Here is a 21,697-nt window from a genome sequence, read left to right as displayed (position 1 = left end):
AAACAGATTTTGCATGTGCTGCGACAATTATTTTGAATCACTACAAACATTCGCCTGCCCGTACGGACTAATCACGCCCGGTGGAGACACATCCTGGCGGTTAAAGTCCGAGAACAGCCCCGGAAGCAAAGTGTAACCGACATAAGTTGCCTCCGTCCCGGAACTATTGCCACGTATCGTCAATTCGACGTCCAGCCAGTTGGCCCTGTCGCGTGGATAAGTCAGCGTCACGGTGGTGGTGCCGCTGCTGTCGGTCTTGCCTCCGGTGGAGACATTGAGCGGAATGCCGGGATCGAGGTAGCCGTTTTTATTCTCGTCTTCGAGAGCATCAAGCATGCCGTTACGATTCTGGTCTTCATTCGTACATGTCACGCTCGGCCCACGAATCCAGCTTGTTGCCGCCGAGGAAAACTGCAGAGTGCCCTTGTAATACGACTTGGGCCAGGCAGCGGCCGTGATGATTACGTCAGGCACCGGATTGCCAGCGGCATCCGTCACAAACACAGTATAAGTCTTGCGATAGGTGCTGCTGTCCGTGCCATCGAGCACATTTCCGCTGCCGGCACTGATGAACAGCGATTTCTTCGTTACTGTCAGCCTGGCCTTGGCGCTGCTGCTCGATGCGCCCTGCAATTGGGCTTGGACGATCACGCCATCGACTCCCGTGCTGGCTTGACCGGCGATATAACTGACAGTGGCCATGCCATCGGCATCGGTATTGACCACCGATGGCGAGCTCAACGAGCCACCGCTGGCATCACTCTGGATGGTAAAGCCGACCTGAGCATTCTTGACGAGATTGTTTTGCGCCGTACCATCGCGCACGATGGCACGCAGGGCGCTGCGCTGGGAAGTGCTGCCTGCCGTATTGGCGCCGATTACTGCAGGGTCGGCCTGCAAGGTAATGGTTGCCTGTGGCGTCAGCGGGGCGACGAATTCCACATCGGCCTGCACCGACACACCCGTGCTCTCGTTCCTGGCAGTCAACGACGTCCGCCCCGCGCCATCAGCCTGCACATAGGCGATAGCATTGCCGCCAACGAGCGCCAGTGGCGCCAGTAATGGCGTGGCGCAGGCGGCGTCCCGGTAAATCGCGCCGCGCGAAGTACTGAAACGCACATTACCCGTTTGCGCGGTGCCGGCCACATCGTTGTGCACGGCAATCGCGTAGCAGGTCTGGGTTGCCAGTGTCGTCAAAGCCACACTGGCATCGGTGACGGCGTTGATCGTGAAATTGGCCGCATTGATCGCCACCGGCACTACCACGCTATCGCCCTGGCTCTTAATGGTGATCGTATCGCCGGTACCAGATTGGGCGTTGTAGCTCAATATCAGTTGGCCATTATTATCGGTCAGAGCGGGACTGCCGCCACCGCCCTTCACCATCAGCGGATTGGTTAGCGCGCTGAATGTCACCGGCTTGCCCACCAGTGGATTACCGCTAGAATCGACCAACTTGACCACCATATCCGTACTTGTCTTCAGATTCACGGAAGAAAAGGCACTCACAGCGAGCTTGGTGCCGCTGACGCCGATATCCGTGCTGGCTTTTTGCGCGCCGGCGCTGGCACTGACTTTAATCGTGCGCAAACTGGCATCGCCGCCCGTATTGAGACTGACTATCGCCTGCCCTTGCGCATTGGTACTGACCAGCGTCGCACCGAGCGCTCCCGAATCAGCGCTGAAGGTCACGCTGGCATTGGGAACGACGGCATTGTTGGCATCCTTGACAAACGCAATCACATTGACGGCCGTGCCGCCAGACGAGGCCAGCGAGCCGCCGGAAGACGTCAGCAGCAAGCTGGCAATACCCGAGGTAACAGGCACCACTTTCACCAACACCGGTGCTGAATCGATACCCCCGCTGCTGGCCTTGATGGTAATGTCGCGCAGAGTCGTGTCACCTTTCACGCTCAGCTTTTCCGTCACCGTGCCATTCGCGTCCGTGACACGAACAGTATTACTGATCGTGCCCGAACTGGCCGTAAAAGCAACAGTTTGACCCGTTATGGCATTGTTGCCGGCATTTTTAACCACGACCGTCAATGCCACTTCCGTGCCATCCTCCCCCGATGCCACTATGCTGCTCGCGCTGGCAACCAGTGCCACACTGGCAACACCAGAATTGGCGCCATCTTTGCTGCCCAGGGTCGGATCGCCGCCACCGCCACCACACGCGGCCAGCATGGTGCCCAGCGCCAGCAAGACCAGCCAATTCGATACAGCACGCCAAGAAGTATTGCCTAAAGAGAAATTTCGCATCGTCGCCATCCGTCCGTTTTCGTTTGCATTATTACTGAAACGTAAAGATGTGACATTAACGTGTTGCAGGCCGATCTGCCACTATTTTCGGCGTAATAAACACCATCAGTTCGGTTTTTTCTTGACTGCGGCCCGTGCTGCGGAAAAAAACACCGAGCAAGGGAATGTCGCCAAGAATCGGCCCCTTGCTTTCCGTACCGCGTTCGGACTGCTGGTAAATGCCGCCCAGCACCACCGTGCCGCCGTCTTCCACCATCACTTGCGTGCGCACGTGCTTGGTGTCGATGGCGAAGCCGGAGCGCGTTTCCTGGCCGACGCTGTCCTTGTTGACGTCCACTTCCAGCACCACGTTGCCATCCGGCGTGATCTGCGGCGTGACCTCCAGGCGCAGGTTTGCCTTGCGGAACGTGATTGAGGTGGCACCGCTGCTGGTGGCGACCTGATACGGCAATTCGATACCCTGTTCGATCAGCGCCAGCACCTTGTCGGCCGTCACCACGCGGGAGCTGGAAATGATCTTGCCCTTGCCGTCCGCCTCCAGCGCGGACAGTTCCAAGTTCAAAAAGCGGTTGGCAGCTGCCGAAAACAGACTCAGGGCGAAGCTGGCTGGCGGCAAGCCGTTGATGCTGGCGGCCGGCAAGTTGACGAATTGCGTGTTCGGCACGAAGGCGCCGGTGCCGGCCACCGTTTGCCCCGTCGCCTCGCCCACGCCCTGATACGTAGCGCCGACAGCCGCGCGGCGAGCGCTGCTGCCCAGCGAAAAGCCGGGCACCTGGCCCGCTGCCAGGCGCTGGTCGGTAAAACCCAGGCGCGCGCCCAGGTTACGGCTGAAACTGTCGTTCGCTTCGACGATGCGCGCCTCGATCATCACTTGTCGCGTCGCGATATCTGTCTTGGCGATCAACTGACGGATCTGCTCCAGCCGCGCCGGTACGTCAGTGACGAACAGCTGATTCGTGCGCGGCTCGATGATCACGCTGCCACGGCGCGACAACAAGCGGCTGCGCCCCTCGCCGGCATCCAGGCCGAACAAGGTGCGGAACGCTTCCGCCTTCTGGTAGTTGAGCTGGAAGATGGCTGATTGCAAGGGTTCGAGTTCCGCGATCTGCGCGCGCGTTTCGAGCTCCAGTTTTTCGCGCGCCAGCATTTCCTCGCGCGGCGCGATCCACAGCACATTGCCATTGCGCCGCATGTCCAGGCCCTTCGCCTGCAGCAGTACGTCGAGCGCCTGGTCCCATGGCAAGTCGCGCAGGCGCAGCGTCAGGTTACCTGCCACGCTGTCGCTGGCGATGATGTTTTGCCCCGAGGCGTCGGCCAGGATATGCAAGGCCGCGCGCACGCCCACGTTCTGGAAATCGACGGAAATTTTCTCGCCAGCATACAGGCGCGGCGCCGTTACCAGCACCACGGCCTCGTCCCCGGCCAAGGCGGCACCATGCAGCAATATCAAGCATAGCGAGTACATCGAGCACATCCACACCGACGCCTTCATGGCGTGGCCTCCGGCACGCCAGCTTTGGCCTCTCCCGACTTTTGCAAGGTCAGGCTGCCATGCCGTTCACGCCACTCGCCGCCCGCCTCCTGCAGCAACTCCCGGTACTGCAACGCCTGTTCGCTGATCTGTGTGACCAAGCCGTGGTCTGGCCCTAGATACTGGCCTACCGCCACCCGGTACACGCGCTGGCCCGCCATGAGCAGCGCACTCAGGCGCCCGGCCTGTTGCACGCTACCGACCATACTGATAGCCGGCAGCGCCACGTTTTCCAGCGCTTCGCGCAGGCGGCGCGGGTCGGGCCCGGCCACGCTGCCCCGCCGGCCCGGTGCGGGCGCAGGCGACAATGCGCCAAAAGGATCGGCCAAGGCGGCAGCCTCGTAGGGATGCGGCGCGACTGTGGCAAGCCGGTGCCATGCAGGCACGGCTGCGGCACCGCCCGCCTTGGGCGACAGGGCCGCTTGCGCCGCCCGTTCCCCTGCTTCGGGCAAGCGATACGCCTGCAGCACGGCATCGAGCGTCAGTACGCGATCCTTGCCCAGTGTCAAGGCAAGCTCATGCACTGTGACGATGCGCGGCAAGCGCGCCAGGTCCGCCAACAGCGCCCCCATGGCGTGGTAAGCGCCACGCAACTGTATGGCGATCGGCAAAGCGACATACTGCGCTTGCGGCCGCGCCGCGCCCGGCCTGAACAGTGAAAATTGCAAACCGCGCGACTGGCCTGCGGCGTTGATGTCGGTCAACAACACCGCCATCGCTTGCTGGTCGGGCAGTTGCTGTTCCAGCAGGGCCAGCTCGGCACCAGCCTGGCGCTGCTGCGCGCGCCACTGCGGCAACTGGCTCGCCCTGGCCTGTGCCGACAGATACTCGGCACGCAGGCGGCGCTCCTCGCCTTGCGCCACCTGTACTGCAGCCATCAAGCCATCGAGCCATGTGGCGTAAAACAGGGCCACTACCAGCGTAGCGGCCAGGGCGGCGCATGCGAGGCGCACAGGTAACGGCCACAGCGATGCGGTTTTCAAGCTCAGCATGATTGACCTCCAGGACTAAGATTGCGGAGCACCCGCCCCAACGCTTGCCAAAGCCAGCCGTATCGTCCATTCCACCGCGCCATCGACCGCGCCGCGTGCCTCCTGCCGCACTTCCAGCAATTCCGGTCGGGACCAGGGCGCTTCTCGCTCCAGCGCCAACAGCAATGCCGCGACCTGTTCCTGCGTGGCCGCGCGCCCTTGCAGGCGCACCATGGTCATTTCCTGGCGTACGCTGTGCAAGGACACGCCGGCCGGCATCGCCCGCGCCAGCACCTCCAGCATGCGCACCCAGGCATTGCGTTGCTCTTGCAAACTGGCAATGGCCTGCTGGCGCAGCAGCAATGCCGCCGTCTCGTCCTGCACCCGCTTGCCGCTGGCGAGGCTGGCATTGACCTGCAGCATGGCATTGCGCCAGCTCTCTTGGCGGCGCAGCTGCGCGTCGAGCCGGAGCTGCAGCCAGGCGCCCGCCGCCAGGGCCAGCAGCAAGCCCAACAACGCCCCGCCAGCCAGTTGCCACAGCAGTCGCTGAATACGCCGCTGCCGCGCCGCCTGCCGATGCGGCAAGAGGTTGATGCAAGGCACTTGCGCCACGCTCTTCATCGGACGTACCGGTGCAAGGCCAGCCCCCACGCCAGCTGGAATGCCAGGCCACTGTCCGGCAGGGCTTGCCATCCCCCTTGTGCAACGGCCGCTTCGCGCGCCAGCGCCTCGCTATCCATGACGACGGGCGTCAAACCGGCCGCCGTGGCCGCATCGAGACGGCGCTGCACGCTGGCGCGCCGTGCCGCCACCAGCAGCACTTCGATTTCCTGCCCCTTCTGGCCCGCAAGCGGTGGCACCGGCCCCAGCTGGAAAAAATCCAGGCTGGCGTCTTCCAGCGCAAACGGCATGTATTGCGCCGCCTCCAGCTCCACCAGGATTTCCAGTTGTTCCTCCGGCAAGCCCGCCTGCAGGCGTAGTACATGCGTGATCAGGGCCGTGGCCGGCATGGCCAGCGCCACGCGGGTGCAAGCACTGCCACTATTGCGCCATGCCAGGCGCACGGCGGTGGCCAGCCCCTGCAGATCTTCGACATTGCCATCAACCATGACTCCGGCAGCCAACGCCGCGCTGCCGCAATGCCGACACAAGAGCTTGCCCCGCCGGCGACTCAACTCGACCACGCGCACGGCATCGTCCGCCATGTCGACGCCCAGCAAGCCGATGCCAAGAAAACTGCGGATGGACATGTTTTTTATCGGGAAACGCGGCCGTGGGAGGGAGCCTGCCATACGCAAGCCTAGTGCTGACAACGCAGGCCTGTAAATGGATTTCACACCGGTGTTTGCGGCGCGCGGCAGCTATCTGGCCCGACTGTGATCTGGCGCAGAATAATTGTTACCAAATCCTGGTTGCCAACATGCCAATACATGCTTATATAGAGTGTCGACAAGTGTCGGCACGCTGCCCGGCAAGGGCCACGGCACGCTGCCATCGCGGCAAGCTCGCTTATAATTGGCCGGCATAATTAACCGAAAGACATACGACGCATGACATCTTCAAACTCCGCCGGCTCCGCTGGCTCGCAGCCGCCCGCCAAGGGCAGCAAACCCAAACGTTTTCTGCTGATGGCGCTGGTATCGCTGCTGGGCCTGGGCATCGTCGGCGTCTTGCTGGTGGTTTTTGGCCTGGCCATGGCATATCCAAACCTGCCGGCGCTCGATACCTTGACCGATTACAAACCGAAAATGCCGCTGCGCGTGTTCACGTCCGACAGTGTGCTCATTGGCGAGTTCGGCGAAGAGCGGCGCAACATGGTGCATATCAAGGATATCCCCGATGTCATGAAGAAAGCCGTGCTGGCCATCGAAGATGATCGCTTCTATGAACATGGCGGTGTCGACTATCTGGGCATCACGCGCGCAGCCGTGCACAACCTGATGGGCGGCGCCAAGCAAGGTGCCTCGACCATCACGCAGCAGGTGGCGCGCAATTTCTTCCTGTCCAGCGAACAGACGCTGAAACGCAAGGCGTATGAAGTCTTGCTGGCCTGGAAGATCGAGAAAAACCTCAGCAAGGACCAGATCCTCGAAGTGTATATGAACCAGATTTATCTGGGACAGCGCGCCTACGGCTTCGCCTCGGCTGCGCAAATCTATTTTGGCAAGCATATCCAGGACCTCACCGTGGCCGAAGCAGCCATGTTGGCCGGCTTGCCGAAAGCGCCATCGGCCTACAATCCGGTCGTCAACCCGAAACGTGCGCGCATGCGCCAGCAATACATCCTGCAGCGCATGGCGCAGCTGGGCTACATCACGCCGGCGCAGTTCGAAGTAGCGAAAAATGAAGAGCTGAAAGTAAAAACCGATAGCAGCGCCTTCGGCGTGCATGCCGAATACGTATCGGAAATGGCGCGCCAGCTGGTCTACGAGCAATTCAAGGAAGACACCTACACGCGCGGCCTGAACGTCTACACCACTATCACCAAGGCCGACCAGGACGCCGCCTACATTGCCTTGCGCAAGGGCGTGATGGATTACGAGAAACGCCACGGCTACCGCGGCCCGGAAGCCTACATCGACATTCCGAAAACCAAGGCCGAAGCCGATGACGCCATCGAAACGGAGCTGGCCGACCACCCGGACAGCGACGACATCATCGCCGCCATGGTGCTGCAAGCGTCGCCCAAATCGTTGCAGGCGGTCACGTCGGCCGGCGAGGAAATCACTATTACCGGCCCAGGGCTGACCTTTGGCGCGGCCTGGCTATCGGAAAAAGCGGCGCCGAACCGCCGCATCAAGCGTGGTGCCGTGATCCGCGTCATGCAGGAAAACAACAGCTGGGTCCTGACGCAGATGCCGGAAGTACAATCGGCGTTCGTGTCGGCCAGCACGACCGACGGCGCCATCCGCGCCATGGTGGGCGGCTTCGATTACAACCGCAACAAGTTCAACCACGTCACACAGGCCTGGCGCCAGCCTGGTTCGGCCTTCAAGCCCTTCATCTATTCCGCGTCACTGGAACGTGGACTGTCGCCGGCCACCATCATCAACGATGCGCCGATCTCGTTCGATGCGGGCCAGACCGGTGGACAGGCGTGGGAGCCGAAGAACTACGACAGCAAATACGATGGTCCGCTGAGCATGCGCAAGGGTTTGATGAAGTCGAAGAATATGATTTCCATCCGCATCTTGCACAAGATCGGCGCCAAGTATGGCCAGGAATACGCGACGCGCTTCGGCTTTGACGCCGACAAGAACCCGCCGTACCTGACCTTGGCACTGGGCGCGGGCAACGTCACGCCGCTGCAAATGGCGGGCGCCTACGCCGTGTTCGCCAATGGCGGCTACAAGATCAACCCGTATCTGATCGCCAAGGTGACCGATAGCGATGGCAATATCCTGTCGCAAGCCAAGCCGGACCTGGCAGGCGAGGAAGCCAACCGCGTCATCGACGAGCGCAATGCCTTCATGATGAACAGCATGCTCAACGACGTCGTGCGCTTCGGTACGGCGAACAAGGCCATGGCCTTGAAGCGCCCTGACCTGGCCGGCAAGACAGGCACGACCAACGACTCCATCGACGCCTGGTTCGCCGGATACCAGGCCAAGCTGGTGGGCATCGCCTGGATAGGCTACGACCAGCCGCGCAACCTGGGCAATCGGGAAACGGGTGGCGGCCTGGCCTTGCCGATCTGGATCAGCTACATGGCGAAAGCGCTGAAAAGCATTCCCGTCGAGGAACGCGCCGTGCCAGAAGGCCTGATCCGCGTGGGCGACGAGTATTACTATGCGGAAAATCCGCCGGGCACAGGCGTAGGCAGCCTGGAAGGCGCAGCGCGCGGCACGCCAGAGGAAGAAAAAGCCAAAGAAGCTGTCAAGAACGAACTCTTTTAAGATCTTTGATGCAAAAAGGGCAGACTGCAAAGTCTGCCCTTTTTTTATTCCCGTGGCGAAACGATTACTTCAGCACGACAGGTGCGCCCGCCTGCTCGCTGGCCATGCGGGACAAGGCAGCAAACAGTTCCGAGCCGTCGCGCGTGTTGAGCCAGACATCGCCGTCGCGCTTGTAGTGAAACCCGCCGGAACGGGCGGCCACCCACATTTCGCGCATGGGGGCCTGGCTGTTGACGATGATTTTCGTGCCGTTATCGATGAATTCGATTTCCAGCACATTACCGCTGCGGCTGCATTCGACGTCGAGCACGTCTTCATCGTTCAGCCGGTCCAGCGCCGCCTCGATCTGGGTCAGGGTGGCTTCGGCCAGGACCAGGAATTCCGATTCGCTCATGCTACACTCCAAATATCTTAATCAAACCGTGATTCTAATCGTGAAGTCATCCTCAGCGTTTTATACCGGCATCGCCATTGTGGTCTCTAGCGTCTTGGCCGGCTGCGGCCAGCCCGGCCCCCTGTACCTGCCCAAGCCGCCCACAGCCAAGGGCGCGCCAGCCAAAGTCCCGGTCGAACCGGCCACCGTGCCACCGCCACCCTTGATCGTGCCGGCAAGCTAAGTTGAACGTAGCGCGGTAGCGGCATGCGCCGCCCTGGCGCTCTTTACGCGCTTACTCCAGGCAAAATACACACGAATTAACAATAGTAGCGCGACGATGCTGCCAAAAATGATCGGTTGCGTGAAATTGTGCTTGCCCGCTTTCATCCACCAGAAATGCAGGATGGCCAGCGGCGCGATGAGGTAAATCAAGCGGTGCAACCACTGCCAGCGCTTGCCACCCAGGCGTTTCACCATGCCGTTCGTGCTCGTCACGGCCAGGGCAATGAGCAAGACGAAGGCGATGAAACCCACCGTGATGAACGGGCGCTTGAGCACATCGTTCCACATGGCCTGCACATCAAAAAAGTGATCGAACCACAGGAAGGTGGTGAAATGCAGCGCCGCGTAGAAAAACGCGAACAGGCCCAGCATGCGCCGCAACTTGATCAGCCAGTTCCACTGCGTGACGCGCCGCAAGGGCGTCACCGCCAGGCTGATGCAGAGAAAATACAGGGTCCAGTCGCCCGTGCCACGCGTGATGAATTCCAGTGGCTCCACCAGTTGCCCCGTGTACGTGAGCCATACCATGCGCGCAAACGGCAGCAGCGCCAGCAAAAAGACCAGGCTTTTCAGCAGCGACAATTGCCTGCTCGTGGGATGGATGGCCATGGTCTTTCCTTAAAAGAACTTCTTCAGATCCATGCCCGCGTACAGCGAGGCCACGTCGTTATAACCGTTGAACATCAGGGTCTTGCGCTTGCGCGCGAGAAAACCGTCTTCGCCGATGCGCCGCTCGGAAGCCTGCGACCAGCGCGGATGATCGACGTTCGGGTTCACATTCGAATAAAAACCGTATTCGGACGGTGCCGACAGATTCCAGGACGTGCGCGGCTGTTCCTTGACGAAACGGATCTTGACGATGGATTTGGCCGACTTGAAACCATATTTCCACGGCAAGACCATGCGCACGGGCGCGCCATTCTGGTTTGGCAAGGTTTCGCCATACATGCCCAGGGTCAGCAGCGCCAGCGGATGGTTCGCTTCATCGATGCGCAAGCCTTCCGTATACGGCCATTGCAGCACGCGGCTGCCCACGCCCGGCATTTGCTTCTTGTCGGCCAGGGTGATGAACTCCACATACTTGGCATTTCCCGTCGGCTCGACCTTCTTGATGATTTCCGAGAAGGAGTAACCGACCCAGGGAATCACCATCGACCAGCCTTCTACGCAGCGCAAGCGGTACACGCGCTCTTCCAGCGGCGCCAGCTTCAGCAGCGCGTCCAGATCCAGCGTCATGGGCTTCTTGATTTCGCCTTCTATACTCACCGTCCATGGCCGCGTGCGCAAGGTGCCAGCGTTTTGCGCCGGCTCGCTCTTGTCCGTGCCAAATTCGTAGAAATTATTGTAGGTGGTGGCGTCTTTGTAGGCGGTCTGCTTTTCCAGCGCCGAATAGGCGGGGTTGAGCTTGCCGGCCAACTTGGGATTGATGCCTTGCGCGAAGGCTTCGCGACTGGCCATTTCCAGCAAGGCCGCGCTGGACACGGAGCCCAACGCCACTTGCTTGATGAAGCTACGGCGCGATTCAAACACGGCGCGCGGCGTGATTTCGGAAGAATACGGCAATTCAATGCCGTTGGGACTGCGCTTGATCAACATGGCGGCTCCGGAAAAAAGGTAAGTGTTTATACCTTACACCAGTTTTCCCTCGCCGTTCATGACGCTTCCGTCATGCAGAAATCCATTACAACTTGCCGTAAGAATGCAGGCCGGAGAGGAACATATTCACGCCCAGAAAGGCAAACGTCGTCACCAGCAAGCCCACCAGCGCCCACCATGAGGCAATGCGGCCGCGCAAGCCCGTCATCAGGCGCATGTGCAGCCAGGCCGCATAGTTGAGCCAGACGATCAGCGCCCAGGTTTCTTTCGGGTCCCACGACCAGTAGCCGCCCCACGCTTCGGCCGCCCACAGGGCACCGAGGATGGTCGCTACCGTGAAGAAAGCAAAGCCGACGGAAATGGCCTTGTACATGACATCGTCGAGCACTTCCAGCGACGGCAGGCGGTCGACCAGATAGCCGCTCGATTTGAGCAAATACGCCGCCGCCACCATGGCCGACAGGGCAAACGTGCCGTAGCCGATGAAGTTGGCCGGCACGTGTATCTTCATCCACCAGCTTTGCAGGGCCGGCACCAGCGGCTGGATCTCGGCCGCGTCGCGCGTGACCGTGTACCACATCAGGAACACCACGGCCGCTGAAATGACCAGCATGACGAAGGCGCCCAGCTGGCGCGTCGCATAATGCTGTTCGTAATACAGGTAGAACATGGCTGTGATCAAGGAAAACAGGATGAACACTTCATACAGGTTCGACACCGGAATATGGCCCACGTCGGCACCGATCAGGTAAGACTCGTACCAGCGCACCAGCATGCCCGTCAGGCCCAGCACCACGCCGGCCCAGCACAGCAGGGAGCCGACGGACGAGCCGAATTCCGAGCGCGCCACCAGGCCGATCCAGTAGAACAGGGTCGACAGCACGAACAGGGTGCCCATCCACAGAATGGCGGATTGGCTAGACAAGATGTATTTGAGGAAGAATTTCTGGTTCGCCATCTCAAGGTTGCCGGCGTACAGCTCGATGGCGAACAGCGACAGCACGGCCGCCACAGGGATCAGCCAGCGCACGGGCTTCCAGTACCAGCCCAGCCACGCAAACGTGGGCGCCGCCGCCAGCAAGATGACTTTTTCATAGATGTCCATGAAGGCGCCAAAGCGCATCAGGCCGAACAGGGAGGCCGCCAGCAAGCCGGCGCCGTACAGCCAATCGACCAGGCTCAGGCGCTTGAAAAATCCTGGTTCCTGCGTATATATTTGCTTGTTTGCCAATTCCATATTTTCTCCATTCCCGGCGACGCGCAAGCGCCCCGAAACTCAGCCAATCGAACTCAGCGCAGCTTACGCCGATTGCGGCAGCTTTGCCTTCAAAGTCTCAAATTCTTTTTCAAAATCCAGCGTCTTGCGTTGCGTGCTCATGGCCATCAGGGCCACGCTGCCTCCTTCGCCATCCTTGATCCACACCCACAGGCGGCGCTCGCGGATATAAAACATGGAAAACACGCCGATCACCAGGAACAGGCAACCGAGATAGACCACGCCCTTGCCCGGCGAACGCGTCACTTGCAGCACGGAAGCCTTGATTTCCGTAAAGTCGTCGAGCTGCAGATACACGGGCGCGCCATAGAAGAAGCTGTCGGACAGCGCATTCGTGGCCAGTTGCAGGAAGCGGCCGTGCTTGTCATCAGCCTCGATGGCTGGCAAGCCATCGCGCGCGCGCGCCGCCTGCCACAAGTCCCACAGGCTGCCATTCAAGATCTTCATGAAGATATCGGCCGCTTTTTCTTGCTCGGCGGCAGGAACTTTCTCCAGGAAACGTGAAATGGCCAGGAAACCACCGTCTTGCCCGTTGCCGGCAAAGATGCCCAGACTTTTCGCCGCCGATTCCTGCAACTGGCTGCGCAGGGCTTGCGCGCCCGCCTGCGGCATGGCGCGCGCCGCATAGCCCGCTGCGGCCTGCTGGCGCAGCGCGGGATCTTGCAGCGCGGCACGCAAACGCATCCACTCGTTCACGCTGTAATTGTCATCGACGGGAATACGCAGATAGCTGAACGGGTCGCCGGGGTTGACGCGCATGCCGGCCAGGAACACCGTCGTGCCATCCACGGTGACCGGCTGCATATAGTTCTGGTATTCGCGCGCCTGGCCCGTCTTGTCGCGCAATTTATATTGCACCGAGGGACCGACGTTCTTGAGATCCTCGTTATTCACGTTCTTCGCGGCCGAACCGAGGCGCTTGTCCAGGCCGACGGCAAATTTATCGTTGAAACTGTCCGCCTTATTGACGGCGCGCACATCCTGGCCGGCGCTGAGATTTTCCACGTTGAAGGGACGGAAAGCCGACCATTCCACCGTGTAGGAATTGCCATCGCTACGCTCGAGCGGCGTGCTGCCGCCCACTTCACCGCCGATATCGAAGCGTTTCGTCGTCTTGCCCGTCATGGGAAAACCCGTCAACTTGAGCTTGCTGCCGCCATCTTCAAAGCTGGACTGGTACAGGGCCAAGCCCTTGTACAGCAGCGGCTGATTGACTTTGATGGTGGCAGGAAAGGTCTCGCCCGTTGCATGATCCGTGATGACGACGTCGCTGGCAAACAGCTTGGGCATGCCCGTGCTGTAGAAATCGATATGGAATTTTTTCAGCAGGATGGTGATCGGCAAATCCTGGATCAGCACGCCATCGGCCTGGGGAATGATGGCCGTATTGCTCGACGCGCCTTCCGGAATCATGGTGTTGCCGCGGAAAGTCGGGTTCGACAGGCTCAAACGGTGCTGGGCCGGAATGTCAGCGATTACGCCGCTACCGGCAAATGGCGTCTTGCCAAAGAACCATTGCTGTACGCGGATCGGCATTTCCGAATCGAGCAAGCCCCCCACGCAGATGATGACGATAGCGCCGTGGGCAAAGATATAGCCCCATTTATTGGCGGCGCCCCGCTTGGCTGCCACCAGGGTGGCGTTATCCTTCTCGACCACTTTGGCCGCATAGCCGCTGTCCTTCAGACGCATCACCATCTGCTGCGCCAGCACAGCAGGTGGCAGCGGCGCTTGCCATTCCATCTTGTGATGGAAATTGCGCAAGGATTGCTCGCGCACATTGTCGCGCCAGCTGCGCATATCCTTGATCATCTTCGGCGCATTGCGCACGATGCATAGCGAGGTCGAAGCGACGAGGAAGGCCATGATCACCAGGAACCACCAGGCCGAATACACGGAATACAGGCTCAGCTTGTCGAACACAGCGAACCAGAACGGACCGAACTGGTTCACATAATTGGGCATGGGCTCGTTCTGCTTGAGCACGGTGCCGATGATGGAGGCGACGGCGATCAGGGTCAGCAGACTGATGGCAAAGCGCATCGACGAGACCAGCTCGACGAATTCAGCCAGGCCGCGGCGTTGGGTCTTTAACTCGATTCCGGTCGTGCCTGTGCTCATACGTTGATATTCATACGGGATATGCAATCTTCAAGAAAATGAGGCATGGAGCAGATAGTTCTGCGCACCTGGCGGCAGCATACTCCTGTTCGGCCCCTACTAAAAAAGGGCAGCCCGTCGCAGCGGCCGCCCTCTTCATTTACACTGCTGCCCTTAGGGCAATATTAGCGCTATGGCAGTTATTTCAGGCCGGCGATATAGTCTGCGACAGCGGCGATTTCGTCATCCGACATGCGCGCCGCAATGGTGTGCATTTGCGCGCTATTCTTGCGCGCATCGGCCTTGGTGCTGCGGAACATGGTCAGCTGGGCCATCGTGTAATCCTGGTGCTGGCCAGCGATGCGCGGATACTGGACGGGCATGCCATTGCCCGTTGCGCCATGACAGCTGGCGCAGGCAGCAACTTGCTTGGAAGCAATACCAGCACGGTAAATTTTCTTGCCCAAGTCGATCGTATCCTTGTTCTTCGCGGCACCCGGCTTGGACAGCTGCGCGCCCAGGTAGGCGGCGATATTCTTCTTGTCGGCGTCGCTGAGCATCTTCGCGTACGTCGTCATGACGGGCTGGTTACGCTGTGGCGTGGTGAAGTCGACCAGTTGCTTGTAGATGTAGCTTTCGTGCTGGCCGGCCAGCTTCGGATTGATCGTGATGGTCGAATTGCCAGCCGCGCCATGGCACGATACGCAGGCAGGCAAGCCGCGCGCCGCATCGCCATCGGCGTACAGGGTAGCGCCCTTGGCAGCGTCGACATTGACGGCCGGTTTCGGTGCTTCGACCGCCGAAGCAGTTGCCGATACAGCCAGCAAAGCGAGCAGCATGGATTTGATAAACGGTGAAAACGCACGATTCATTCAGGCACCCTGAGACAGTGAGAAATTAGTGGTGGACATTGCCGCGCCCTGTGGATTTTTGCATTATTTTCAGGGCCGCAAGCCGCATCGCTGCTACGCCGGCAACAATAAACAACCCCTTATTGTACAATAGCTTCTTGGCGTTTTCGCTCCCTTATCGCTCCCTTTTGTTGCTTTACTACTCCCATGTCAAAACTCTGGCAAGCCCGCTTCTTTACGACCGTCAACCAATTGCGTGACCTGCCCGATACCACGGTGCCGGAAATCGCCTTTGCCGGCCGCTCCAATGCCGGTAAATCGACCGCCATCAACATCTTGTGTAATCAGAAAGGCTTGGCCTTCGCCTCCAAGACACCTGGCCGTACCCAGCACATCAACTACTTCTCCATCGGCGGCGCCCACGTGGCGCAGCACCGCAAGGATGCCACCATCGTCGAAGAGATCGAATGCCTGCTGGTCGACTTGCCGGGCTACGGCTACGCGGAAGTCTCGGGCTCGGCCAAATTGCACTGGCAGCGCCTGCTGGGTGACTACGTGCAGCGCCGCGAGCAATTGGCCGGGTTGATCCTGATCATGGATTCGCGCCGTCCGTTCACCGACCTGGACATTCAGATGCTGGAATGGTTCGCCCCAACGGGCAAGCCGATCCACTGCATCCTGACCAAAGTCGATAAGCTGAACCGTAATGAATCCGTCAATGCCTTGCGCCAGGCGAAAGCCAAGCTCGACAGCTATGTCGATGAAGACGGCATCGGCTTCCCATTCACCGTGCAACTGTTCTCGGCTTTGAAGCGCGTCGGCATCGACGAAGCCAACGACAAGATCATGGAACTGGCGGGCATCAGCGAAGATGGCGCCGCCCAGATGGTCGAATTGATCGACATGGAAGACGACGTCGAACCAGAAAGCGACAAACCGGCTTGATCTACATCAACGCTGCGTAAAAAAAAAGGCTGCCCGTTCATTCACACGGTGCAGCCTTTTTTATTGCACTCCGCGTCTAGCGCCGGCCCGGCCCGGGTCGCTTCTCCGAAAAGAATTCCTGGCGCAGGAAGGCAGTCAGCTCGGCCGTGTCTTCCACGCGGGCGCTGAGGTTGACGTTGCGCCCGAGGCGCCGCGATTCCCAGACAAAATCACCGGGTTTTTCGGCGCGGATCAGCTGGATCATCTTCTTGATAATGGCCGATTCGATATCGGGTTCATTGCCCAGTTCTACTTTTTCCTGCTTCAGCCAATTGCGCTTGAAGTTGCCATTCCAACCCTTGAACTTGACTTCGGCGCTGAATGAGCTCTGGTTGACGATAGAAAACACGCCACCCGAATCCTCGCGGTCGCTGCCGGAATTGCGTCCCTGCGCGCCGGCGATATTTGCCTTCGCCACGCGCATGGCGCGGTCGTTCTCGCTTTCCTCGGCCGGTGGCGCAGGATTGTTCGCCTCGCGCTGCTTGCGGCGCTGTTCGATCATCGAGCTCATGTCTTCGGCCGGCGGCGGCGGCAACGGCACTTTCGACACCAGCGGCGGCGTGAACGTTTCCAGTTTTGGCTTGTCGCGCGGTACGTCCTTGCTCACCACGCGCTTGCTCGGGGCCGGCGGCGGTTTCACCTTGGCTACTTTCGTGTCCTTCGGTTTCGGCGTGGGTTTCGGCTGCGGCTTCGGCTGCGGCTTGTCCTTCAGCGGCGCGATATAGACCATCGCGCTTTCCTTCTTCGGCGGCGGAATTTTGTCGATCGTGTCGCTGCGAAACAAAGCATACGCCGCCAGCAACACGTGCAGCAAGACAGATACGCCCAGCGCAACCTTGCGCATGGTGCTGGTCCTGGACCCGTAGGCCGGTGGTGGCTGGATCACTTGTCCGCAAGTGGGACAAACGTCGGAATCGGCAGCCATCAAATGGGTCATGTCATGCAAAATGAATCATGCTTTCTGTGTAGCGAAGAAATAACATTACAGGGCAGCCATAGTGCCAGAGTCCCCCGCTTTTGGGAACACTTCCTCGACATTTCCAAGCCGAAGCGTACACGATAGCGGCCTTCCTTGCCCTGCCAAACAGCGTACCCGAACCGCCGCTTAACGGTTGTTACCGTATGTATCACTGCCCATACAAAAACGGCGCCCCATTCACCCAGGAATGGCGCGCCGGCCACGGCTGGCGCAAACGCTCAAGCCTTGTTGTCGAGCGCGAGCAATTGCGCGTCCGTCACCGGCCCCGTGCCGCTGTACTTATCGAGGAATAAATAGATGACGGGTGTGATGAACAGGGTGATGACTTGCGAAAACAATAAGCCACCGACCACGGCCAGGCCCAGCGGTTGGCGCAGTTCGGCGCCGGCGCCCAGGCCCAGGGCGATGGGCAAGGCGCCCATCAGGGCCGCCGCCGACGTCATCATGATGGGGCGGAAACGCAAGATGCAAGCCTGGCGGATCGCCTCAGGCGGGCTCATCCCTTCATTGCGCTGCGCATGCAGGGCAAAGTCGATCATCATGATGGCGTTTTTCTTGACGATACCGATCAGCATCAAAATACCGATGATGGCGATCATGGTCAGGTCCATGCCGAACAGGCGCAAGGTCAGCAAGGCGCCCACGGCCGCCGACGGCAAGCCGGCCAGGATGGTCAGCGGGTGGATGTAGCTTTCATACAGGACACCGAGCAAGACATAGATCACGGCCAGCGCGGCGATGATGAGCATAATCTGGCTCGCCTGCGAATCCTGGAACACGGCCGCGTCGCCGCCGTAACGCGTGATGATGGAGGCCGGCAAGCTCATTTCCTTGCCCATCACGTCGATCTTGCCCGTAGCGATGCCGAGCGGCACGTCCGGCGCCAGGTTGAAGGCGATCGTGACGGCCTGCAACTGCCCCTGGTGATTGACGGCGGTGGGACCGATGGTGCGTTCCACATAGGCAATACTCGACAGTTTCACCAGCGCGCCCGTCTTGCTGCGCACGGACACGCGCGTGAGTGCATCGTCATACTGGCGGTCGGCCGTGGCCGCTTCCAGGATCACGTAATAGCTCGCTGCCGAGGAATAGATGGTCGACACCTGCCGCTCGCCAAAAGCGCTGTACAGGGCGGTGCGGATATCGGACATTTGCACGCCCAGCAGATTGGCCTTGTCACGGTCGATCCGCAGGGACGCTTGCAAGCCCTTGATCTGCGAATCGCTGGTGACGTCGCGGAAAGCAGGGTCGGCGCGCATGCCTGCAATCAACTTTTCCGCCCAGTCATTCAAGGCATCGGGACTGACGCTTTGCAAAGTGTACTGGTAACGGCTCTTGCTCTGGCGTCCGCCCAGCTGCAAGTTTTGCACGGGGCGGAAATACACGGCCATGCCCGGCACAGCCTTCGTCGCACGGCGCAGGTTTTCCAGCACCACGGGCATTTTCGGCCGTTCGCTGCGCGGCTTCAAGACCATGAACATGCGGCCAGTGTTACCACCGCCGACGAACGAGGTCACATCCTGCACGCTAGGGTCCGCCTTGAGCACGGCTGCCACGCGCGCCTGCAAGTCTTGCAATGCCGCCGAGGAGATATCCTCCGACGCTTCCGTATTCACCTGGATCTGGCCCAGGTCTTCCTCGGGGAAGAAACCTTTCGGAATGGTGGCATACAGCAACACCGTCAGCGCAAAAGTAGCCACGGCGATCAACAGCACCACGTTGCGATGCGCCAGGGCCTTGTCGAGCAAATGCACGTAAGCGTTGCGCAATGCGGTGAAACCCGACTCGAAGTGGCGGCCGATGAAGGACTTTTCGCCATGCGTGGGGTCGCTGTCGTTGTGTTCACGCGTATCGGCCGGCAGGAAGCGGCTGGCCAGCATCGGCACCAGGGTCAGCGACACGATGGCCGACACCAGCACGGCCAGCGAGACGACGACGGCGAACTCATGGAACAGCAAGCCGATCACGCCCGGCATGAAGAAGATGGGAATGAATACGGCCACCAGCGAGACGGAAATCGAGATGATGGTGAAGCCCATCTCCTTGGCACCCACCAGGGCTGCCTGGATCGGCTTCTTGCCCATCTCGATATGGCGCACGATGTTTTCCAGCACCACGATGGCGTCGTCGACGACGAGGCCGACGGCCAGCGTAATGCCCAGCAGGGAAACGTTGTCGAGGCTGTAGCCGAGCCAGTACAGCAAGGCCAGGGCGCCGAGCAGGGAAATGGGCATGGTGACGGCCGGAATGAAGGTCGCTGCCGCGCGGTGCAGGAACAGAAAGATCACCAGCACCACCAGCACCACCGTCAGGGCCAGGGTCAGGTTGACGTCGTGGATGGCTTCTCGGATCGAGACGGAGCGGTCATTGACTAGGCTGATCTGTATCGACTGGGGCAATTGTTCCTTGAAGCCCGGTAGCAAACGGCGCACGCCATCGACTACTTGCACGGTGTTGGCGTCCGGTTGGCGCTGCACCATCAGGCTGATCGAGCGCTCGCCATTGAAACTGCCGACGGCCTTGATCGATTGAAAACTGTCTTCCACCTCGGCCACGTCTTTCAGACGCACGGCTTGGCCATTGCGCGTCGCGACGATAAGTTCGGCAAAATCGGCCGCTTTCATCATCTGCGGATTGCCCTGGATGGTCAGCGTCTGGCTCGGGCCGTCGAGGATGCCCAGCGGGGAATTTGTGTTCGAGGTGCGCAAGGCAACAGCCAGCTCGTCCATCGTCAGGTTGCGCGCATTCATCAGGTCGGCACGCGCACGCACGCGCACGGCAAAGCGTTTCTGGCCATTCACGATGACCTGGGCTACGCCAGGCAAGGTCGACAGGCTGGGCGCGATCAGGTTTTCCGCATAGTCATTCAGATCCGACAAGTTCAGCGAGGGCGACGTCAGCTGGATGAACAGCACGGGCGCATCGGCCGGGTTGACCTTGCGGTAGGACGGCAAATCCGTCATTTCCGTCGGCAACTGGCGCTGCGCGCGCAGCAGGGCCGCCTGCACGTCGACGGCCGCCTCGTTGACATTGATGCTGGCGTCAAATTCCAGGGTCAGCGAGGTATTGCCCAGCGTGCTCGTGGAGGTGATCAGGCTGAGGCCAGAAATGGTGGAAAATTGTTTCTCCAGCGGCAAGGCTACCGACGAGGCCATGGTTTCCGGGCTGGCGCCGGCCAGATCGGCGCTGACGTTGATGACGGGTGTGTTATAGCTCGGCAAGGCCGCCACGGGAATGTGGCCATAGGCCAGTACGCCAGCGAGGATGATGGAGAGGGACAGCAACACCACCATCACGGGGCGGCGAATGCTCAATTCGGACAGGTTCATGCTGGCTTGCCCTGCGGTGCGGCGGCGCCATCGGCAGCCTTGTGTTTTTCCACCAGGCGTACCTTGCTACCCGGACGCAGGTTTTGCTTGCCATCGACGATGACTTTTTCATCACCGTTCAATCCGGTGACGACGGCATTCGGGCCGAACGCATACACGCGGGCAATCTTGCGCATCTTGGCCGTATTGTCGGCCTCCATCGAGTACACGAAGGTACCGGAGGTACTCATAATGATGGCATTTTGCGGGATCACCAGTGCATCCTTGAGCGTGCGCACGGTCATCTGCGTATGCACATATTGACCAGGCCACAGGTCGGTGCCAGCATTATTGAAACGGGCCTTGATCTTGATCACGCCGGTGGCGGGATCGACGGCATTGTCGATAAAGTTCAGTTTGCCATCGAGCTGTTTGCCGCCGGCATCGGCCAGCAGCGCCTTGACCGCCACCTCACCGGCCTTCTGCGCCGCCAGCAAACCCGACAGACTGCTTTCCGGCAAGCTGAAGACCACATCGATCGGGTCAAGCTGGGTAATGCTGGTCAGCGACGTGCTCGGCTGCACCAGGCTGCCCGCGTAGACACTGATGGCACCCACGCGCCCCCCCTGCGGCGCGCGCAGCACGGTGTAGCTGGAGTCGACCTGGGCGGCGCGCAAGGCGGCCTGGCTGGCGGCCAGCAAGGCACGCGCGGCATCGAGTCCGCTTTGCAGGGTGTCCACGGCGCCCTGGGCGATGAAGTTCTTGCTCAGCAAATCCTGGCTGCGCTTGAGCTGACGTTCAAGATCGAGTACCGCGGCGCGGTCGCGCAACACTTGCGCCTGCGCCTTGTCGACATTCGCGTGCTCGCTGCGCGCATCGAGCGTAAACATCAGCTCTCCCTGCTTGACGAACTGGCCTTCACGGATGTGCACCTTGCTAATCGTACTGGTCGTCTGCGGATGCAGATCGACGCTGCTGATCGGCATCACGCTGCCATTCGCTTGCAACAGCATAGGCACATCCTGGCGCAGCGGCGCGACGACGCTCACCGTGGTCGACACCTGTCCGCCCTTGCCGCCCTTGCCCCCTTTGCCATCTTGCGCATCGGCCGCCATGCCGGGCTGATGATTGAAATACCAGATGCCGCCACCGATACACAGGGCCGCACCAACGAGGATTGCCAAGCTAGTCTTTTTCATTATTCTGTCACGCTGTTGCAGCGCAAGGCTGCAGGTTGAATGTGGTTGCCAGGGGGCATAAAGCACAATATTGTCGCATGGAAAAG

The 21,697-nt window shown here is 60.2% G+C and carries 16 protein-coding genes and 1 pseudogene; 3 read left to right on the top strand and 14 right to left on the bottom strand.

Features of this window, described 5'->3' with window-relative positions; genetic code table 11:
• Positions 1 to 27: 27 nt before the first annotated feature.
• The 5 genes and pseudogenes from ACQ4V8_RS05560 to pilM form a co-directional block, all read right to left on the bottom strand.
• Positions 28 to 2,262 (bottom strand): Ig-like domain-containing protein, encoded by a 2,235-nt coding sequence (locus ACQ4V8_RS05560; protein WP_436571043.1) that lies wholly within the window; start codon positions 2,260 to 2,262, stop codon positions 28 to 30.
• A 55-nt stretch (positions 2,263 to 2,317) separates the two neighbouring features.
• Positions 2,318 to 3,643: pseudogene (locus ACQ4V8_RS05555) on the bottom strand (type IV pilus secretin PilQ); the annotation flags it as partial.
• Between the two features lie 107 nt (positions 3,644 to 3,750).
• On the bottom strand, positions 3,751 to 4,785 hold the full coding sequence (locus ACQ4V8_RS05550; RefSeq protein WP_436571042.1) for a pilus assembly protein PilP: 1,035 nt from the start codon (positions 4,783 to 4,785) through the stop codon (positions 3,751 to 3,753).
• A 15-nt stretch (positions 4,786 to 4,800) separates the two neighbouring features.
• Complete coding sequence (locus tag ACQ4V8_RS05545; protein WP_436571041.1) at positions 4,801 to 5,385, bottom strand: PilN domain-containing protein; 585 nt, start codon at positions 5,383 to 5,385, stop codon at positions 4,801 to 4,803.
• Positions 5,382 to 6,014, bottom strand: coding sequence for a pilus assembly protein PilM (gene pilM / locus ACQ4V8_RS05540; protein WP_436571040.1), 633 nt, complete (start codon positions 6,012 to 6,014; stop codon positions 5,382 to 5,384). The genes ACQ4V8_RS05545 and pilM overlap by 4 nt, the downstream gene beginning before the upstream one ends.
• 300 nt (positions 6,015 to 6,314) lie before the next feature.
• Between pilM and ACQ4V8_RS05535 the strand changes: the two genes are divergently transcribed.
• The gene (locus ACQ4V8_RS05535) at positions 6,315 to 8,660 is read left to right on the top strand and encodes a penicillin-binding protein 1A (RefSeq protein ID WP_010394507.1); all 2,346 of its coding nucleotides are present in this window, start codon (positions 6,315 to 6,317) and stop codon (positions 8,658 to 8,660) included.
• Between the two features lie 64 nt (positions 8,661 to 8,724).
• On the opposite strand, the gene cyaY is transcribed toward ACQ4V8_RS05535, so the two are convergent.
• Positions 8,725 to 9,054, bottom strand: coding sequence for an iron donor protein CyaY (gene cyaY / locus ACQ4V8_RS05530; RefSeq protein WP_010394505.1), 330 nt, complete (start codon positions 9,052 to 9,054; stop codon positions 8,725 to 8,727).
• Positions 9,055 to 9,094: 40 nt separating this feature from the next.
• Between cyaY and lptM the strand changes: the two genes are divergently transcribed.
• Positions 9,095 to 9,277 (top strand): LPS translocon maturation chaperone LptM, encoded by a 183-nt coding sequence (gene lptM / locus ACQ4V8_RS05525; protein WP_162097123.1) that lies wholly within the window; start codon positions 9,095 to 9,097, stop codon positions 9,275 to 9,277.
• Here the strand turns inward: lptM and msrQ are convergent.
• The 5 genes from msrQ to ACQ4V8_RS05500 all read right to left on the bottom strand — a co-directional run bounded on the left by msrQ (position 9,274) and on the right by ACQ4V8_RS05500 (position 15,162).
• The gene (gene msrQ, locus ACQ4V8_RS05520; RefSeq protein ID WP_010394501.1) at positions 9,274 to 9,927 is read right to left on the bottom strand and encodes a protein-methionine-sulfoxide reductase heme-binding subunit MsrQ; all 654 of its coding nucleotides are present in this window, start codon (positions 9,925 to 9,927) and stop codon (positions 9,274 to 9,276) included. The genes lptM and msrQ overlap by 4 nt on opposite strands.
• Before the next feature lie 9 nt (positions 9,928 to 9,936).
• The gene (gene msrP / locus ACQ4V8_RS05515) at positions 9,937 to 10,914 is read right to left on the bottom strand and encodes a protein-methionine-sulfoxide reductase catalytic subunit MsrP (protein ID WP_010394500.1); all 978 of its coding nucleotides are present in this window, start codon (positions 10,912 to 10,914) and stop codon (positions 9,937 to 9,939) included.
• Positions 10,915 to 10,999: 85 nt separating this feature from the next.
• Entirely contained in the window at positions 11,000 to 12,151 is a 1,152-nt protein-coding gene (gene ccsB, locus ACQ4V8_RS05510) for a c-type cytochrome biogenesis protein CcsB (protein ID WP_010394499.1), read from the bottom strand.
• 63 nt (positions 12,152 to 12,214) lie between these two features.
• Positions 12,215 to 14,311: a cytochrome c biogenesis protein ResB gene (locus ACQ4V8_RS05505; protein ID WP_436571039.1), complete on the bottom strand. Its 2,097-nt coding sequence runs from the start codon at positions 14,309 to 14,311 to the stop codon at positions 12,215 to 12,217.
• Positions 14,312 to 14,490: 179 nt separating this feature from the next.
• Complete coding sequence (locus tag ACQ4V8_RS05500) at positions 14,491 to 15,162, bottom strand: c-type cytochrome (protein WP_010394497.1); 672 nt, start codon at positions 15,160 to 15,162, stop codon at positions 14,491 to 14,493.
• Positions 15,163 to 15,348: 186 nt separating this feature from the next.
• Here ACQ4V8_RS05500 and yihA point away from each other — a divergent pair, with 186 nt between their 5' ends.
• Positions 15,349 to 16,086, top strand: a complete 738-nt coding sequence (gene yihA / locus ACQ4V8_RS05495) for a ribosome biogenesis GTP-binding protein YihA/YsxC (RefSeq protein ID WP_010394496.1) — start codon at positions 15,349 to 15,351, stop codon at positions 16,084 to 16,086.
• Positions 16,087 to 16,162: 76 nt separating this feature from the next.
• On the opposite strand, the gene ACQ4V8_RS05490 is transcribed toward yihA, so the two are convergent.
• The 3 genes from ACQ4V8_RS05490 to ACQ4V8_RS05480 form a co-directional block, all read right to left on the bottom strand.
• Positions 16,163 to 16,969 (bottom strand): hypothetical protein, encoded by an 807-nt coding sequence (locus ACQ4V8_RS05490; RefSeq protein WP_082260927.1) that lies wholly within the window; start codon positions 16,967 to 16,969, stop codon positions 16,163 to 16,165.
• A gap of 353 nt (positions 16,970 to 17,322) precedes the next feature.
• Complete coding sequence (locus ACQ4V8_RS05485) at positions 17,323 to 20,433, bottom strand: efflux RND transporter permease subunit (protein WP_010394494.1); 3,111 nt, start codon at positions 20,431 to 20,433, stop codon at positions 17,323 to 17,325.
• Complete coding sequence (locus ACQ4V8_RS05480; RefSeq protein WP_436571038.1) at positions 20,430 to 21,611, bottom strand: efflux RND transporter periplasmic adaptor subunit; 1,182 nt, start codon at positions 21,609 to 21,611, stop codon at positions 20,430 to 20,432. The genes ACQ4V8_RS05485 and ACQ4V8_RS05480 overlap by 4 nt, the downstream gene beginning before the upstream one ends.
• Positions 21,612 to 21,697: the final 86 nt, after the last annotated feature.

Origin of the sequence: Janthinobacterium paucivorans, assembly GCF_051380805.1 — a bacterium.
GTDB classification, from domain to species: domain Bacteria; phylum Pseudomonadota; class Gammaproteobacteria; order Burkholderiales; family Burkholderiaceae_D; genus Janthinobacterium; species Janthinobacterium lividum_D.
Note: the sequence above shows the minus strand (reverse complement) of the source record. Positions and strands in the feature narration are given on the sequence as shown.